Source organism: Winogradskyella sp. 4-2091, from assembly GCF_045765065.1.
In the GTDB taxonomy this organism is placed as follows: Bacteria; Bacteroidota; Bacteroidia; order Flavobacteriales; family Flavobacteriaceae; genus Winogradskyella.
The window spans coordinates 54,708-72,819 of record NZ_JBJKOD010000013.1 but is presented as its reverse complement, the minus strand read 5'-3'; the positions used below and the strand labels follow the sequence as shown (position 1 = coordinate 72,819).

Below are 18,112 nucleotides of genomic sequence, written 5' to 3'. Positions count from 1 at the left end.
TACAAAACTTAAGTCTTGAAATGAAAGAATGAATTATCAAATAATAAACAAAAAAAAAGTCGGTCCCTACACCGACTTTTTAATCTAATAAAAATATAATTGAAGACAATCAATTATGGGTTAATTCGGTGTTGAATTATGTTGTTCTAAAGCAGATAAGCGTGCTTCTAGTTGTACTAGATTATTTAATCTTTCTAATAAAGTTTCATTTTCTTTTTTTAGGTTTAAGACTTCTTGGTATAATTCTTTTACACTAGCTGTGAGTATAGGTGTTAGTTTACCGTAGTCTACCATCATAGGGTTTTTATAAGGGTCTGAGTCTGGAGAGCCAGAAACCGCTTGCGGATATACTAATTGCAAATCTTGAGCTATAAAGCCATATTCTTTAGGGCCTGGAAATGATATATATTCATAGAGTTGAGGTTGTATTTGGTCTAAAACACCTAGCGCATTAGTTATGTTTTCTATATTCATTTTTAAACGACGGTCTGAGGTTGTAGAATAATTGACACCATTTCCAAATGCGTTTCCTGTTATTTTGCCAGCTTCGATAGTTTCATTTCTAAAAAAGCTTAAGTATCTATGGTTTGTCATAGGTGAAATATCTGTTAATCTGATGCTTACTCCTTCAGCCGAACTACCAGTACCTAATTGTTGAAAATTAGCGACATAATTAGTAGATGATGCATGTGCATTTAACCTGTAGGAAGATCCACTACCAGTTGTTCCGATAGCTAAGTTACAATTGCTAAAATAAGAAGTTCCTGAAGTTATTAGGCGAACAGAAGGAGATCCTGAATTATAGAGTTCAAAAATTCCTGAACTAGAACCATAAAACCGACCTAATGTTGTGCCAGATGTAGAACCGTCTTTCCAATACGTGTCTTGCCCAAATGTAGTATTATTAGAATAACCATTCCCTATTCTAAAAACAGTTGGTCCATTAGAACTTACATTAAAACTACTAGAAGAAGTACCGACTCTGAAAGTGAGTGAACGCGTATCAAAATTTATAGCAGTGTCACTAGTAAGTGAGCCTCCTAAGCGAAAATTCTTACTGCTTTCAATTATGCCATTAGATGAGGTATAAATGTTCTTAGTAGTTGTCCATGCTCCGCCAGTCCAGTAATAAAACCCACTAGGATTAGTGCCATCAAAGGTTGTTAAATAAACCAACATTCCTTTTTGGTCTACAGTAGGGTTTGTTGACGGAAATGCATCTATTCGTGGTATTAAAATACCATCTGTATTTGCAGGTGCAGCTTGGTTTGATGCTGTAATATCTAAACTGGCTTTAGGGTCTGTGTTACCAATACCTACTTGAGCAAAACATGCGAATGAAGTTAGACAAAGTATAATTGTGTATTGTATAATTTTCATGATAATTGGATTTTTGAGGTTGTGCAATTGAGATTAGTCGTGTAGGATTTTCTTCGTTATGGTTTTGTTTTCAACTTGAATTTTTACCACATATAAACCTGTTTTTAAATCTGTGAGATCGATGTGGTTTTCATTTGAAGTTTTGGCAACCAATTCTCCTAGACTATTGAAAATTACAATTGAATCTACTGTAGATGGAAAAGACAGGTTTAATTGGTCTTTTACTGGGTTTGGGTAAACTGAAATAGATGTGTCATTATTAATTTCGGTTGTAGAAAGTGACCCATCGCAACTAACGCTAAAACTAGTATGATCATCGATATTTGCCCAATTTGAAGTACTGTATGCTTCGTCATCTACAGTAATACAATTAAGTTCTGAGTTACCGTCCGTTCTAAATAAAGTGACATTAGTATTATTGCCATTACTAATATTAAGTTCAGTTAAGGCATTGTTTTTACAAGACAATCTTTTAAAACTAGGTTTGTCACTTAGATTTAGCGTTGTTAGCTGATTATTATCGCAGTACAGATCTTGTAAATTATTGTTACTAGATAAATCTAATTCTGTTAATGCTAGATTGTAAATATCTAATTTTAACAATGCCGTATTTGCAGAAACATCTAGAGTTGTAATGGCGTTATCACCACAATATAAATTTGATAGGCTAGTGAGACTGCTAACATCTAAACTTGTTAAATTATTTTCTTCGCAAGCCAGATTATACAATTGTGTATTAGCTGCAAAAGTGATACTCGATAAATTGTTATCCCAACATACAAGGTTACCTAATAGTAAATTGTTAGTGACATCTAAAGTAGTTAGGTTATTTTGGCTAAGATATAATGTGGTAAGGTTGGTAAAAGCTTCAATACCTGATACGTCAGAAATATTTCGATTAGTTAAAATTAAAGATGTTGTGTTTTCTGCATCAACATTTAAGATATTTCCGTTAAGTCCATTGGTGTCAATTCCTTCGTCAATTAAAGCTTGCTCAAAGTTGGCATCTGGAATCGCTGTAGTTTGTGAATAAAGTTGACAGCAAAGCGTAAGTAATATGATGGTGATTGTAATGTTTTTCATAATGTTGGATTTTGAATATTTATTAAGATTATAATTTTACATCGACGTCAAAGGCATTTCTCACATCTCTAAAAATGGTGTGGATATAATAAGAGATGCCAAGAACGAGTTCAGAACCACCAAGAATAAAAGGATTAATATTTCCAATGAGTTGTATGGAAATATGACCAGCTAAAAAACTGGAATTAATAATGAGTAAAGCAACGAGAAGTGTTGAAGTTTTCATAATACAATGAGTTAATGATTAATAGCTTCACAAACTTATTGTTATACTTAAAAAACGGTCTTGATTATTTTTTCAAAAGAGGGTAGTATTTCTTCAAAATGAAGAAAAATGACAAGTATTATTTTGTCAGAACGAATGTATTAATATTGATTATCAGTTAATTACGAAATTCAGTTGGGCTTTGGTTAAATTCGTCTTTAAAAGCTTTGCTGAACCAATTAGGATCGTTAAATCCTGAGGCATAGGCAATTTCGGAAATGGATAAATCGGTGGTTTTTAGTGATTCTTTAGCTTTTTCTAGTCGTACTTTTCTAATAAAAATTCCTGTACTTGTATTAGAAATAGCTTTTAGTTTTCGGTAGAGTTGCGAGTCACTCATTAGCATAAATTTTGCGAGTTCAGTGGCTCCAAAATTAGAGTCATCTAAATGCTGATGAATAGCATCTATAACTGAATTTAAAAAGATGAGTTTTTTGTCTGTTGTTGGTTTTTTCTGTTCGGTTTTTTCTACAACCGTATTTACTGCATAGTTGTTCTGAAGCTTTTTCCGCTTAGCAATTAACATTTGCATACGGAGTTTTAATTCTGCCTTTTGAAACGGTTTGGTTAAATACGCATCTGCACCACTTGTAATGCCTTCAATCTTATCTTCTTGCATGGCTTTAGAAGTTAGCATTATAATAGGAATGTGGTTGGTGTTGGTATTGGCTTGTAGTTTTTGCGTCAACTCAAAACCGTCCATTATTGGCATCATAACATCAGTGATTATAATATCTGGAATGTTAGTTTCAGCCCATTCTAACCCTGCTTTACCATCTTTTGCGAAGCTCACTTTATAATCTGGTTGTAAGCAAGAGGCAATGTAACTTGCCATATCTGCATTGTCTTCTACAATTAAAACGGTGTTAGCATCGTCATCAATAATTACGTCATCTAAATCTGGCACAACGGTTCCGATTGAAATTGGATTAATTTTGAGATCTGAATCTTGATGAAGAGCGTTATTAGTAATAGGCAATTGAAGCGTAAACGTTGTACCAACACTAATTTTAGATTGCACTTTTATTGTGCCTTTACACAATGCTACCAATTCTTTTGTCAACGCTAAACCAACGCCTGTACCTTGAGACACTTTATGTTCGGTATTTTCTACTTGATAAAAACGATCAAAAATATAAGGAAGCTCTGCTTCTGATATGCCATAGCCTTGATCTGCAACTTCAACCAAAAGTGTATTGTTTTGTTGTTTTAAGTTAATTTGAAGTTGAGAATCTTCTGGAGAAAATTTTAAGGCATTTGAAATAAGGTTGGTAAGAATCTGACGCCATTTTTCGGCATCATAATCCATTACGATTTTCTTTGGATCAGCGTTAAATTTTAAATCTATTTTCTTGTCTGAAGCAATACTTAAAAAACTATCGACGATATATTTTGAATAGCTTGCAATATCATTCTGAATTAAGTTGAGGTTGAGTTGTCCTTTTTCTAACTTCGCTAAATCCAGCATTTGATTTACTAAATTCAGTAAACTATTACTGTTTTGTTCAATAGTATTTAATGAAGAATTGACATCGTCTTTTTCAGAAAATCGTTCTTTTAAATTACCAAGATAACCAAGTATTATGGTAAGTGGTGTTCTAAACTCGTGGGTAATATTGGTAATGAATCTCGATTTTAAATCATCTAACTCTTGTAAGCGTTTAGATTCTTGACCTGCAATTTGTCGTTGCAAACTAATTCTATAAAAAGCGTAAACAATACCTAAAAACAACAACAGATAAGATAGGTATGCTAAATTACTTTTATACCATGGTGGTTTTACATTTATTCTTAATTCTAAAGGCGGTTTTTGCCATAAGTTGTTTCTAGATTTACCTTGTATTTGCAATGTGTATTCCTTAGGAGATAAGGTAAGAAGTTGAATATAGTTTTTGTAGTCTAAAGCATTCCAATCCTTGTCGTCTGGTAATAGTTTATAAACGTATTTTACATTGCTATTGGGTCTAAAATCTAATCCAGAAAAACTTAAATTTATAGGAAAATCGTTATGGTTAACTTCAATTTGTTTTGCATTGATAATACTTGTAGATAAAATTGAAGTTTCACTCGGAGTTACAAGCGTATCTTTAACTTTTAGTTGTGTAAAACTAAGTTGACCTTCTTTATCTAACTTATTAATATCATTAGGATTAAAAATGTTTACACCATTTATGCCTCCAAAGTAAAGATTTTCATTACCTGAGTTTTTGTAAACAGCTCCAAGATTAAACTCCGTACTTTGTACACCATCTTTAGGGTTGTAATTGGTAAATTCTTGTGTGTTTTTATGAAATCTAAAAAGTCCACCATTAGTAGAAAGCCATAAATTCCCTAAATTGTCTTCATTAATATTATATATAAAAGTGTTAGTTAAACCATCGCGTTTACCAAAAGATGTAAACGAGTCTGTTTCTCTATTGTATTTACTTAGTCCTTTTCTGGTCGCAATCCATAATGTTTTGTCACTATCTACAAAAGCACTTAGAACACCTCTAGTTGCTAGGCCGTTAGTTTCATCATAGTTTTTTATAAGGTTAAATTTGTTGTCTTTAATATTAAAAGCACTTAGTCCCTTTTGTGTTGTCATCCAATAAATGCCTTGATGATCTTCAAGCATTGAAATGGTTAGTCTTGAAGGAAATTGCTCTGCACTATAATTTAAAAAGTCATAGTTTTCACTTTCAACATTTCCAATAAATTTACTAAAACCCTTATTGTAGGAGGTAACCCAAATAGTATTCTTAGAATCTTTAAAAATACTTCTTATGTTATGAGAAGGGAGATGATTAGCGTAATCGGTTTCAGAAGGAACTGCAATAAAATTTGGGTTTTCTATATCTAATGTGTTGAGATTTAAGATAAATAGGCCTTTACCAGTAGCACACCAAAGATTATTATGGGTATCTTTTACAAAACCTCTTACTCTATGATTAGGAAAAACCTTAAATATTGATTGATCGTTATTACTAGAAATAACCAGTCCGCTTGAGGTTGCTGTAAATAGATAATCTTTTGTATCAATAACAGCAAATACGGAAGGATCATTTACATTAAAAACGTGCGTTGGGTTTTTAAAAACGGCATCTTTAATAATAGAAGTGGTTTCTAAATTAAAACTTCCAATCATTAGGTTGCCATTATTGTCTACATACAGATCATTAATATTATCAAATGAAACGGTGTTTAAGTTTTCTTTTTTATTAGCTCTGTAGTGTGTATTTACAATTAGGTCTTTATTATTATATGTTGCCACTAATAATCCAGAATTTGTTCCTATATAATAACTGCTGTTATCATAAATGAGTGTATTTACATTATACTTAACGGCACTTTGGTTTTCAATAAGTTGAACAGGTTTTGCCTCTAAATTAGTGTTAGTTAAATTGTAAAGTCCACTATCTGTAGTAATCCATAATGTATCTGAAATTGTTTTTAAGTTATTAATGCTGGCCTCAATAGTCGTTAGTTTTTTAAAGAATAAGTCGTAACCAGAATCGCCTATACCATTTAAGGATGCAACATAAATTTCGCCATCAAGGTTGCCAATATAAAGTTGATCATTCATTACCGAGACACCTGTGATTTTTTTAGGATAATCTTTAAAATAATGAGTTTTATGATATGTGTTGTTTTCAATAATACCAATACCATTGTCCGCATTAGCAGCGATTATTAAGCCCTTGTAGTCAATTAATCGTGTACAATTAGTGTTTGGTTCTCCAAGCTGTGTAGTAGATTCAGTACTTATATTGTAAGCTACTAGTCCATTTTGACCAGTACCAATATATATGTTATTGTCTTTAGCTAAAATAGCACCAATTCTAAAACCACCAATATCTAATCCTGAATGTTTATCTGGCTGAGGTATATAAAAATCATGACCATCATAGCGCACAATACCATCTGAAGTACCAAACCAATAGAAGCCTTTTTTGTCCTCAGTAATACAAATAATAGTTTCTTGTGGTAAACCTTCTTTTAGACCTAAATGAGAAAATGTTAGTTTTTGTGCACTAGAATTAAAACTGACTAAACACAATAGTAGGAAGAGAATAGTAGTACTTAATCTAGAAAAATAAATGTTTAGATTATTTGTCATCAATGATTAATAGCTGATACTAAATTAGTGATTTTTTTTGTTATAATTTATAAATCAGTGCTTTATAAATAAATTATTCATTGTAGTTTCTGATATAATCAAAAAAAAAGCCGAAACATAAGTTTCGGTCTTTTAATAAAATATAGTTAATAGCGTCTTAATTCATTTTCTTAACAAAGCTTTACTGTCTTAACTTTAATTTGAAGACTTTTTCTGTAAGCTTTAATACTGATAATTTCGTTACTCTTTTTACGATTCATTTTTAAAACCTTAGCCTTAACTTCAGCAGAAATACTAATTGTTTTCGCTTCTACTTTTTCAACTTTAACAGTTTCAATAAGTTCAGTTTCATTGTTAGTAACTGCATCTTGCTGAGCAAAACCTGCTAGAGACATTGTTAAAAATAATATGATGACTAAACCTTTTTTCATAATAGTAAGAAATTAATTTGTTTTAACTTCGAGTCAAAGAAACGGATGATTCTAAATGTGACTAAAATTTTTAGATGAAACAGGTCGATAAATGGATAACAGGATTCTATTTGTAAATATCATCGACTAAATACGTAAAATGGCTCGTTAGCCCTTTAGAATCAGTGTTATTTGTGCTAAAAGTTGAATTTTATAGGATGAAAAACACGTTAATTTTTTAACTATCGACGAACGACACAAAAACAGCTTCAAAGACCTGTAAACAGTACTTTTTTATGAAAGAATTTGTAAATAATCCATACTTTAAGTTATTCTCTAAGCAATATCAGAATCAATATAACATTGGGAATAGTACTTATAAACAACGTATACAGAAACTGAATGCATTAAAAACCGCAATTGAATCCACGTATAGAATAGAAATACAAAATGCCTTACAACAAGATTTAGGCAAGCCAGTAGTAGAAACCGAGCTCACAGAGATCTTTGCTATAATAGGAGATATTAAATTTGCAAAGCAACATTTAAAGCAATGGATGCGCAAGCAAAGTGTAGACACACCATTATCTATGTTGGGTTCTAGTTCTTACATTACGTACGAACCCAAAGGTGTTTGTTTAATAATTTCGCCATGGAATTTTCCTTTCAACCTTACGTTTGGTCCATTAGTTTCTGCAATTGCAGCAGGAAATACTGCGATTATAAAGCCTTCGGAAATGACACCGAATTCTTCAGCGTTAATGGCTAAAATAGTTGCAGACGTTTTTACTGAACATGAGGTGGCTTTAGTAGAAGGCGAAGTTGAGGTTTCTACTGAATTATTAAAATTACCTTTCAATCATATCTTTTTTACAGGCTCACCACAAGTGGGTAAAATTGTGATGTCAGCAGCATCTAATCACTTAGCTTCGGTAACTTTAGAGTTAGGAGGGAAGTCGCCTACTATCGTAGATAAAACAGCAAATATTGATAAAGCGGCAAAGAAAATAATGTGGGCAAAGTTTTTGAACACAGGCCAAATATGTGTGTCTCCAGATTATGTGTTGATTGATAAAAGTGTGAAAGTAGAATTTATTGAGTCTTGTAAAAAATGGCTTAAAACCTTTTATACTGATAATCCGAAAGCGTCAAATAGTTACGGAAGAATTGTCACAGACAAGCACTTTAAAAGATTAAATGCTTATCTCGAAAACGCAAAAATACTTGAAGCCAAATTTGAAGTCGGAGGACAAACAGAAAGCGCGACTAAATATATAGAACCTACTATCATTTCAGATTTAAAACCTGAAGCAAAATTGCTAAACGAGGAAATTTTTGGGCCTATTTTGCCTATTGTAACTTATGAGAGTTTAGATATGGGAATTGCATATATCAATTCAAAATCGAGACCCTTAGCACTTTACATCTATAGTAAAAGTAAAGCCAATATTAAGAAAATAATGAATAACACAAGAGCAGGTGGGACTTGTATTAATAATAGTGTGTTGCATTATGCAAATCACAATTTACCGTTTGGAGGCACAAATAATAGCGGTATTGGCAAAAGTCATGGATTTTTTGGCTTTAAAGCGTTCAGTAATGAACGATCGGTTTTAAAACAACACACGTTTGGTGTTACAGAATTGTTGTTTCCACCTTACACTAGTTTTAAAGAGAAGTTGGCTAGGATTACTGTGAAGTGGTTTTAGTGAAAGAAAAAAAGCCGCTCCCTACAGCGGCTTTTTCTATTATCTGACATAGCCATGGCGTAGTCAGGCTCAAAAACATAATAATTATTACTAAAAAATTAATACTTTTACTTATCTATAAAATAACCATTTACAACTCCATCCGGCATGACGGTTTCTCCAGAGTCCACAAATATTGGGTTTAAAAATGATGAATATGATGGATTGGCAGTATATAACCCATTTCCTCTGTACACTGTGCGTGATGAAATTCGTATGTAACTACTTGTTGACGGCGATACTGGGCAAAAGTTGAGAAGTACAAAAATCTTATCAGAAGGTACATTGAAAGAGGTATTAAATGTAGCTGGTTCGCAATAGGCATCTACTAAAAAACCATTGATAATCGTTGTGTTACCAGATTCTACAACACTACCAGCACTTATTATAATAGGGCTAGTCAATGTTTGATAATTATTTGCATTTTGTCGTCCTCTTAAAACGGTTATGCCATCAACTATTAATTGAGCTGATATATATGGCATAAAAACATTCGTAATGTATAAATTTTTACCAGTAGGCACAGTGTATGGACTTCCTGATAAAGTTGCGAGACTACCACGTGATATAGGATCTATATTTTCAAAACCATCTGGATATTTAGGGTTTATAAAAGCGCGCATACTTGCAGGTGCACCACTAGAGATTTGTAGTTCGTCGCCAACTAAAGTGAGATCTTGAAGCTCATTAGTTACGTCACCATCTAATTCGGTAGCCGTTGGAGTAGACCATGTAAGTGTGCCATTACCATCAGTTGTTAATACTTCGCTAGCATTCGCGCCATCTGTTGTTGGTAATTTATAACCTCCTGCAGTAGGATCTCCTATTTGTAATTCTCCATTGACACGAAGAATATCGTTATCAAATTCACCGTAAATTAACGGTGTTATATTCGAGCTATTTTCTATATATAATCTATTACTAGACATTTCTAAAGAACCAGCGGCATAGCCTAAAAAAACGCTCCCATTCCTTTCTCCTGTGCCTACACTGTTGCCTGCGGAAGTTCCAATATACGTGTTTTGAATGCCGTTACCATAATACCCGGTTGCAGCACCAATGGCTACATTTTCGCCTCCTGCGGAGTATGAGTTCATTGCTCTTCTACCTATGATTGTATTGTTACTTTCTCCGGATAAAGCATTTCCAGCTTCCGAACCAATAACAGTATTAAAATTACCTGAGGCGCTATTACCCAATGCCCAAACTCCAATAGTTACATTTGAACTTCCAGAATTATTACTAACATGTGAGCCTCTTCCTAAGGCTGTATTATAGGATCCGCTAATATTGTTGGTAAGTGAGCCTTGTCCTACAGCAGTGTTCCAAATGCCTGTTGTGTTTGCATCTAAACTTGCCGAGCCAATTGCTGTATTGGAATCTCCTTCCGTGTTATTTAAAAGAGCGTTGTAACCAATTGCTGTATTTTGTGAACCTATAGTATTGTCTTCTAAAGCGAGATACCCAATACCCACATTTCTATTATCTGAGCTATCATCTGAGGCTCCTGAATTGATACCTAGGAATATAGAAGATCCATCTTGTGAGCCATCAGTGTCAGATTTTCCATCTTCAAGATCATTTATATTTTTTGCACCAGTAAGGAATGTCCAACCTGTACCATCATTCCAATAATAAAACCCTTTGCCAGATGCTGAAGCTCCAGTGTAGAAGATTAGCAAACCATCTCTAGTTGTGCCTGGAGCACTAGGAAAAACACTCATTCGAGGGATTAAAATACCATCGTTGTTAGCAGGACTTGTAGGGCTAGTCGCTTCAATGTCTAGTGTAGCTTGTGGGTTTGTGTTACCTATACCTACTTGGGCATTTATGGTAAAAATAATAACAGAAAACAATAAGCTTATACGTAGGTTTAGAACGGTCATAATTTATATGTTTTGAGAAGTCCGCTTCAAAACAACTTAAGGTATATAATCTGTAGAGAAGTTGTTTTAAAAAGCGTAATGACTGATTAATAGCTTCGTAAAACTAGCTCAAAACCATTGTTTTAGTCATTGTTTTTTAGTAAACGGTTTTTTTTCTTTAGTGAATACATTTCAACCTCGATTATAAGCTTTTTATTGAGTAATATTTTACTGTGCTTTTGTTAAGAAACATTTTAGAGGTTCCATTTTCGTAGTACTAATTCTTGCAATAATGTTCCGTTTGTTTTTTACAATTTGAACTGTCTCAGAAGCAGAGAATTTGATTGATTTTTGTTTGCGCTTAGATTTTTCTCTTTCTCAAGCCTCAATAAGTTTATCTGCTACATCTCTAGCTTGGTTGCATGCATAAGCGTTAATTGCAGAACTGTAATTGATAGATTTATAAATGAAATCAACTAGTCTTGTCTTTCTGATATATTATATTCTTTTACTGTAATTGATTTATTTATATCTAGGTGTTGCACAGCCAATGCCATTCCAGTTTTTAAGGCCTACAGGTATGGCTTCGTCAATCTGAAGACGTGGTAAAAATATTTCTGCATCCATTGTAGTAGTATTGCCTTGAAGATTAAGACCTAGCATGCCTCGCAATTGATTTGCACCCGAGTTTGCGGCACTTACAGAGGCGTCAACAGCTTCTCTGCTTAACTCCTTACGATTACCATAGATTTTGGCCCAACGTTCAGCTACCGAAATTTGCAGTAGAGCAGTGCTATTTCCAGTTGAGCTTGCATCTATACGTTCGGCTTCGTCCACAATATCATCTACAATCATTTCGTCGTTTATTTCTTTATAATCGTACTTAGAGTTTCCTGTAAAGAGATTATTACTCAGCACAATATTTGCACCTTTATTGTAAATGCCACCAAAGTGTCCAAAGCCAAAAACATTATTGGTTATAGTGGCAGTTAATTCTTTATCTAAAGCCAAAGCGTTCCCTCCATATGAGGCAACAGGATCGTGTTTCCAATTAAATAAAGACGTGTTATTACTAATGACAAATTGCGGAACTAATTTTGGGTCATTGCCAACATATCCTGTGCGCGCATGGATACCATAACCTGTGTTATTTATTGATAAATTATTGCGAATGTAACCTTTTCCTCCTTTTTTTACGCGTACGGAAATGGCGCCTTCCGTTGGTGCTGTGTTCATAACGACACAATTTTGCACACCAACATTCATATAATGACTTGCCACAACAACGATACCGCCAGATTCTGGTGATGGATTTTGTTGGCTCTTAGGACTTGCTTTTCTGCGGATGGCTAAGTCCTTATCATGATGATAACGATTTCTAGGTCCATTGTCTACAATGATACCATCGATTATTATTAATCCGCCTTCTGCGAGTTGTCCGTTTTTAGCGCGTTGTTGGTCTGTACGAATGTAAAGCCGAGGTGTTGTTAGTTTTTTGTATTCGTTTGTACCCATAAATATGGTTTTGTGATCTGTCCAAGGCGCACGTTTGGTGAATGTAACATCATAACCGCCATAAATTTGAACAGGAACATTTATTTCGTCTGAACCACTCTTACCTTTGCTCTTGTAAACGCCTTCTGCAATATGAATAATATCGTTTGGTTTTAATAAGTAGATAATATTGCCTAAGTCTTTGGCTGGTTGTTCTTTTGTGCCAAGTTTACCTGACCCAGTAGACTTACTAACATACCAATCTCGTCCTTTTTTTGTGAAATCTACAGTATCTTGAGCATTTAATGATGCCATAAACAATGACACAATTGCATAAAAACATACTTTCATTTTAGTTAAATTTTACGTCAGATTACCATCTTTTAATTGATGGTATATCTTTAATTAATAGCAGTGTAAAGCTATTTTTATAACTATTGGTAAAAGAGTTTTTTTAGTGAATGCTCACTTTTATTTAGTGAATGGAGTAAAATTTTATTTATAAGTTTTCAGTTTACTTACCACTAAGCTTTTTTGCGACGCACTTACAGGAATACTATCATTTTTAAGTGTAATAGTGTTTTTATCAACACTAAGAATGTGGTTTAAATTTACCACGTAAGAACGATGTGCTTTTATAAAGTTGTCTCCTTTTAGTTGCTCTGAAATGTGCTTTAAAGTATGCGGAACTAAATAAGTTTTTGTATTTGTGATGATATAGCAATAATTGTCAAAGGCCTTTAGATAACTAATGGAGTTTTGATTTATTCTATGTAATCTGCCTTCGTGTTTAATGACAATAAAATGTTGCTTAGATTCACTGTAATTATGCCAAGCTAATTCAATATTAGTTCTTAAACTAGTTTCGGTAAATGGTTTAACAATATAACCTAACGGGTTTACATACTTTACGCGGTCAATAGTATTGGGATCCGTTTGGGAAGAAAGAAACATATAGGGCAAGTTCTTTTTATCTAATTCTGTAGCGAGATCCACACCATCCTTTTCTCCGTTGAGTTGGATATCAATAAGAATTAAATCTGGTTGTAATAATTTTATGTCACGCAAAGCAGTTGTAAAATCTTCTGCATCTCCAATGGCGCAAAAACCTTGTTTACGCAAGGCGACTTCAATTGTAGATACAATTAATGGTTCGTCTTCAACAATATAAATGTTAAGGGATTTCAAATTATAATTATTTTAGAAATTTAAACTACAGATTCAATATTTTAATATTATTTTTTTTTAGTGAGTATAATACTTTTTTTAGTGAATGCTTTTTTCAAAGTAATTTGTATTTTGTTATTATTAACGTTGCTGTAGTACCTTTTTGCATTTCGGATTGATAATTTAAGGATGCTTTAAGTTTTTTAGATAAGGCTTTCATAAGTGTAATACCAAATGACGTGTTTTTTATTTCGCCTTCAAATCCTTTACCGTTATCTATAACTTTAAGGATTAAGTTCTCATCTTGTTTGTAGAATTCTATATGTATTTTACTTTCTTCAGTAACTTCATTAAAGGCATGTTTGAGTGTATTGACAATAAGTTCGTTTAAAATTAGTCCTATGGGTGTTGTGGTTTCAATGTCTAAAACTAAAGGTTCAATGTCAAGTTCGTAAGAAATTGGTTGAGTTTTAAACTGATGACTTTCAAAAATATCAGTGACCAAATCATTAAAATAATCTTTAGTATTTATTCCAATTAATTCGTCTTTATTGTATAGTCTTTGATGTATTAAGACCATAGAACGGACTCTGTTTTCGGCTTCTTTTATAGCAATTTTGGCTTCTTTATCTTCTACGTTTTCAGATTGTAAATACAATAAACTAGACACAATCTGAAAACTATTTTTTACACGATGATGCGTTTCTTTGAGCAATATATTTTTTTCGTCTACCGATGCTTCTAACAATTTTTTCTGTTTAGACAATTTAATGCTCTGCTTTTTATTTTTGTAAAAGAAGAAACTCAAAACTAAAACCAATAATAAGCCTAATGCTGCTAAATAAGAATATAGTTTGCTTTGTTTTTCCTTAGCTTGAAGCGCTGCAGCATTAAGTTCTTCTGTTTTATTAAACTCATACTGCATTTCTTGCTGTGTTTGTTTTTTAATGTTCTTCTCATTAAAAATTGAATCATTGGTTTTAGTGTAGAGTTCGTAGTTTTCTAATGCCAAATCATATTTTCCAGCAGCTTTATAGGCTTTAGCAAGACATTCACAAGCTTGAGAGGTTAATTCTATATTTCCAACTTTTAAAGCAATGTCTTTAGCTTCATTACAATTCTTAATGGCTAAGTCGTAATTTTCTGTTTCAATAAAAAGGTTGCCTAAATAATTTTTAGCAATAGTTAAGTTCTCTGTAATACCTGCTTTTTCATAGTAATTATGCGCTTCATTTAAATTTGATAATGCTTCCTCGTAATTCTTTAATTTAGAATGAGCATTCCCTATATTTAAATATGAACTCATTAAAAAGCGTAAAGGAGCTTTTCCTTTTTCTTTGAATTTTTTTCCTTCCTCAAAATGTTCTAAGGCCTTTTGATTATAGCCTTGATTTAAGAGCATGTCACCTTTATTAGAAATAATAATGCCTGCATTTATATAAGCTTTTAGAGCTAATGATGCTTCGTAAGCGTTATCGTAGTAAACAGAAGCTTTATCAAATTCTTCCATTTGATTATAAAAATTGGCTAATAAATTATTGAGTACAGAACTTTCTCCTTTAAACTTTCGTTGTTGAGATTCATCTAGTTTTAAAGTATCAATTTTATCTAGTGCTTGTTTTGAATCTAATGCAGTGGCAAGAGCTAACGGAACGTTGCCTTGCTTTATATAAATACCACTTTTTGTCATTAAACTCGTAGCGCGTAAAAAAGGCATGGTTTCATCATTAACATAAGTTATGGATTTATCTAAATAATAATCGGAAGAGTCTAGCTGGCTATTATAAAAGAAGAAATTCCCTAAAGAGTAATAAGAATTTGCATATTGTTTATTGTCATTATTTGCTTTAGAAATCTTAATGGCCTTATCAATTAAAACACGTGTATCTTTAGAGTATCGAAGCTGACCTGCATTACTGGTAAGCACTCTTATTTTTTCAAAATCATCATTATAAGTGTCTACAATGTTAATTAAGGAATCTATAATTTTATGTTGATTAGAATTTGATTGAGAATGTAAAACACAGGAGAGGCTTAGCAATAAAATGAAGTAAAAATATTTCAAGATAGCAAGGAATTATTAGTTAGTTTCCTACAATTTACATATTTTCTGTGGTATTTTAAAATGTAGTATTAGTTGCTATTCAGTTTATTAAATAGATTTTGAGGACGCTACATAACGAAAACGTTAAGACTTAATTTCTTCAATGTGTAGTAACCTTTAACACTTTCATAAGATAACTAGAATTACATATCGTTAAATTTGTGACCTTAAATAATTTACATGATTCGTTGGATAATATTTGCTGTTCTTTTTTTAGTATTAACTATTTATGGTTTTCAAGCTATAAAAACAGTAACCAAACAAACTTGGGTTTACTACGTATTTTTTATAGTCGCTTTTATAGTCGTAAGTAATTTCTTGTATCAATTTGCAATTAGCAGTGAAGGACGAACTTTAACACTAGAGAAAAGTTATGCTTTCGGTTTTTTACTCACTTTTATGGCTTTTAATGTTGTTTTAGTGCCAATATTATTAGGTGAAGACCTTATAAGATCTGCCATTGGTTTATATGAAAAGCTAACCACTAAAGATGCTAATTTCCATTTGCCATCGCGCAGAAAGTTTGTTAGCCAAATAGCATTAGGTTTGGCTGCTATTCCGTTTTCGTCATTGTTGTATGGCATGTATCGTGGAAAATATAATTTTAGAGTACTTAATTATACGCTTCATTTTGATGACTTACCTGAAGCTTTTGACGGTTACAGACTAACTCAAATCAGTGATATTCATTCTGGTAGTTTTGATAATAAAGAGAAAATAGAATATGCAATAGATCTTATAAATGAACAAAAATCTGATGTGCTATTGTTTACAGGAGATATGGTAAATAATAAAGCTTCTGAAATGATACCATGGAAAGAATCTTTTAGCAAACTTAAAGCTAAGGATGGTAAATTTTCGGTATTAGGAAACCATGATTATGGTGATTATGTGGATTGGAATTCGCCAGAAGAAAAATCTCAAAATCTAGAAGACTTAAAACAAATTCAAAAAGATATTGGTTTCGATTTATTGCTGAATGAAAGCCGTTATCTTGAAAAAAATGGAGAACGATTAGCATTAATTGGTGTAGAAAATTGGGGCACAGGTGGATTTAAACAAGCGGGCGACTTGAACAAAGCAACCAAGCTAATTGAAAAAAATGATTTTAAAATTTTAATGACTCATGATCCAAGTCATTGGGAAGCAGAAGTTCTAAAAGATCCTAATCATTATCATTTAACACTCAGTGGACATACGCATGGCATGCAATTTGGAATTGAAATACCAGGTTGGATAAAATGGAGTCCTGCAAAATGGAGGTACAAACAATGGGCTGGGATTTATACAGAACTTGGTCAGCACATCAACGTTAATAGAGGTTTTGGTTATTTAGGTTATCCAGGACGCGTAGGTATTTGGCCAGAAATCACAGTTATTGAACTCAAAAAAGAATCTAAGAGTGCTTAATTGTAAAGAATTCCGTATTTTTATAATAGAACGTACTTTATTAAAACCGATAAGCTTTTAAAATTAGTTGTTTGAAGTACTTATTTGTTTGACTAAAACTGATAGCATATGTCAAAATTTGGAGAATTAATAGATGTTGAAATACCTGTTCTTTTGGATTTTTATACCGAAGGGAATGAAGAATCTACAGCCATGCATTCTATATTACGTGATGTTGCTGCTGCGCTAGGAGATAAGGCCAAAGTAATAAAGATAGATGTGGATAAAAACCAAGAACTCGCAGAAGCCTTGCGTGTAAAAGGATTACCAACACTTATTATCTATAAAAATGGCGAAATGAAATGGCGTCATAGTGGAAAGGAAAACACCAATAGACTTATTGAAATTATTCAAGAATTTGCTTAATCTATTCAGCTTCGTTAATTCTTTTAAATCTAAAGCCTTGATTACTAAAGTGCTCTAAAACTTTAGGAAGGGCATATTTTAGATTTGGAAAAGCCTTTATACTATCATGAAAAACAATAATACTACCTTCCTTTGCTGCTGTAATCACATTATTTAAACAAGCTTCTTCAGAAATAGACTTGTCCCAGTCATAAGATAATACATCCCAAAGAATAATTTTATAACCCATATTTTGAATGAGTTTACTCTGTTTAGACTTAAACTTGCCGTATGGAGGGCGAAATAGTTTTACACGTGAAAGGGAATTAGCATCCTTATTAGCAATTAAAGAAATGTTTCTATTAATTAAAGCTTGAGTATCTTCAATATCATTAAGATATACTTTCGTTTTATGTTTCCAGCCTTTTAAATGATTGTAAGTATGGTTGCCGATAGAATGCCCTTCTTTAATTATGGTATTAAAAATATCAGGATGTTTATCAATATTGCTACCAATACAAAAAAACGTGGCTTTCGCATTAAACTTATTCAGCAGATCTAGAACCCAATTTGTAATTTCTGGTGTTGGGCCATCATCAAAAGTTAAATAGATTTCCTTGTTCTTGGTGTTAATATTCCAGATAAAATTTGGGAACAATGCTTTTACAAAGTCTGGTGTTTTAGCTGGAATAATTTGCATACC

13 protein-coding genes are annotated in these 18,112 nt (G+C 32.6%); 3 read left to right on the top strand and 10 right to left on the bottom strand.

The window, feature by feature from the left end:
• Positions 1-120: 120 nt before the first annotated feature.
• The 5 genes from ACJBCC_RS14685 to ACJBCC_RS14665 all read right to left on the bottom strand — a co-directional run bounded on the left by ACJBCC_RS14685 (position 121) and on the right by ACJBCC_RS14665 (position 7,258).
• Positions 121-1,380, bottom strand: coding sequence for a tail fiber domain-containing protein (locus tag ACJBCC_RS14685; RefSeq protein WP_299098610.1), 1,260 nt, complete (start codon positions 1,378-1,380; stop codon positions 121-123).
• A gap of 33 nt (positions 1,381-1,413) precedes the next feature.
• On the bottom strand, positions 1,414-2,463 hold the full coding sequence (locus tag ACJBCC_RS14680) for a T9SS type A sorting domain-containing protein (RefSeq protein WP_299098612.1): 1,050 nt from the start codon (positions 2,461-2,463) through the stop codon (positions 1,414-1,416).
• A gap of 28 nt (positions 2,464-2,491) precedes the next feature.
• The gene (locus ACJBCC_RS14675) at positions 2,492-2,689 is read right to left on the bottom strand and encodes a hypothetical protein (protein WP_299098614.1); all 198 of its coding nucleotides are present in this window, start codon (positions 2,687-2,689) and stop codon (positions 2,492-2,494) included.
• A 157-nt stretch (positions 2,690-2,846) separates the two neighbouring features.
• Positions 2,847-6,827 carry a response regulator gene (locus ACJBCC_RS14670; RefSeq protein WP_407557599.1) on the bottom strand — a complete coding sequence of 1,327 codons (3,981 nt, stop codon included), beginning with the start codon at positions 6,825-6,827 and terminating at the stop codon, positions 2,847-2,849.
• Between the two features lie 170 nt (positions 6,828-6,997).
• A complete protein-coding gene (locus ACJBCC_RS14665; protein ID WP_299098618.1) occupies positions 6,998-7,258 on the bottom strand; it encodes a hypothetical protein in 261 nt (86 codons plus the stop codon).
• A 275-nt stretch (positions 7,259-7,533) separates the two neighbouring features.
• Between ACJBCC_RS14665 and ACJBCC_RS14660 the strand changes: the two genes are divergently transcribed.
• Complete coding sequence (locus tag ACJBCC_RS14660; RefSeq protein ID WP_299098620.1) at positions 7,534-8,946, top strand: aldehyde dehydrogenase family protein; 1,413 nt, start codon at positions 7,534-7,536, stop codon at positions 8,944-8,946.
• A gap of 107 nt (positions 8,947-9,053) precedes the next feature.
• Here the strand turns inward: ACJBCC_RS14660 and ACJBCC_RS14655 are convergent, their stop codons facing one another.
• From ACJBCC_RS14655 to ACJBCC_RS14640, 4 genes are all read right to left on the bottom strand, one after another.
• Positions 9,054-10,871, bottom strand: coding sequence for a hypothetical protein (locus tag ACJBCC_RS14655; RefSeq protein ID WP_299098622.1), 1,818 nt, complete (start codon positions 10,869-10,871; stop codon positions 9,054-9,056).
• A gap of 501 nt (positions 10,872-11,372) precedes the next feature.
• The gene (locus ACJBCC_RS14650) at positions 11,373-12,695 is read right to left on the bottom strand and encodes a hypothetical protein (protein WP_407557598.1); all 1,323 of its coding nucleotides are present in this window, start codon (positions 12,693-12,695) and stop codon (positions 11,373-11,375) included.
• Positions 12,696-12,839: 144 nt separating this feature from the next.
• Entirely contained in the window at positions 12,840-13,532 is a 693-nt protein-coding gene (locus ACJBCC_RS14645; RefSeq protein ID WP_407557597.1) for a LytR/AlgR family response regulator transcription factor, read from the bottom strand.
• 94 nt (positions 13,533-13,626) lie between these two features.
• Positions 13,627-15,576, bottom strand: coding sequence for a histidine kinase dimerization/phosphoacceptor domain -containing protein (locus ACJBCC_RS14640; RefSeq protein WP_407557596.1), 1,950 nt, complete (start codon positions 15,574-15,576; stop codon positions 13,627-13,629).
• A 219-nt stretch (positions 15,577-15,795) separates the two neighbouring features.
• Between ACJBCC_RS14640 and ACJBCC_RS14635 the strand changes: the two genes are divergently transcribed.
• Both ACJBCC_RS14635 and ACJBCC_RS14630 read left to right on the top strand, forming a co-directional pair.
• A complete protein-coding gene (locus ACJBCC_RS14635) occupies positions 15,796-17,025 on the top strand; it encodes a metallophosphoesterase (protein ID WP_407557595.1) in 1,230 nt (409 codons plus the stop codon).
• Between the two features lie 108 nt (positions 17,026-17,133).
• Complete coding sequence (locus ACJBCC_RS14630; RefSeq protein ID WP_407557594.1) at positions 17,134-17,430, top strand: thioredoxin family protein; 297 nt, start codon at positions 17,134-17,136, stop codon at positions 17,428-17,430.
• A gap of 1 nt (position 17,431) precedes the next feature.
• On the opposite strand, the gene ACJBCC_RS14625 is transcribed toward ACJBCC_RS14630, so the two are convergent.
• Positions 17,432-18,109, bottom strand: a complete 678-nt coding sequence (locus ACJBCC_RS14625) for a polysaccharide deacetylase family protein (RefSeq protein ID WP_407557593.1) — start codon at positions 18,107-18,109, stop codon at positions 17,432-17,434.
• Positions 18,110-18,112 lie beyond the last annotated feature (3 nt).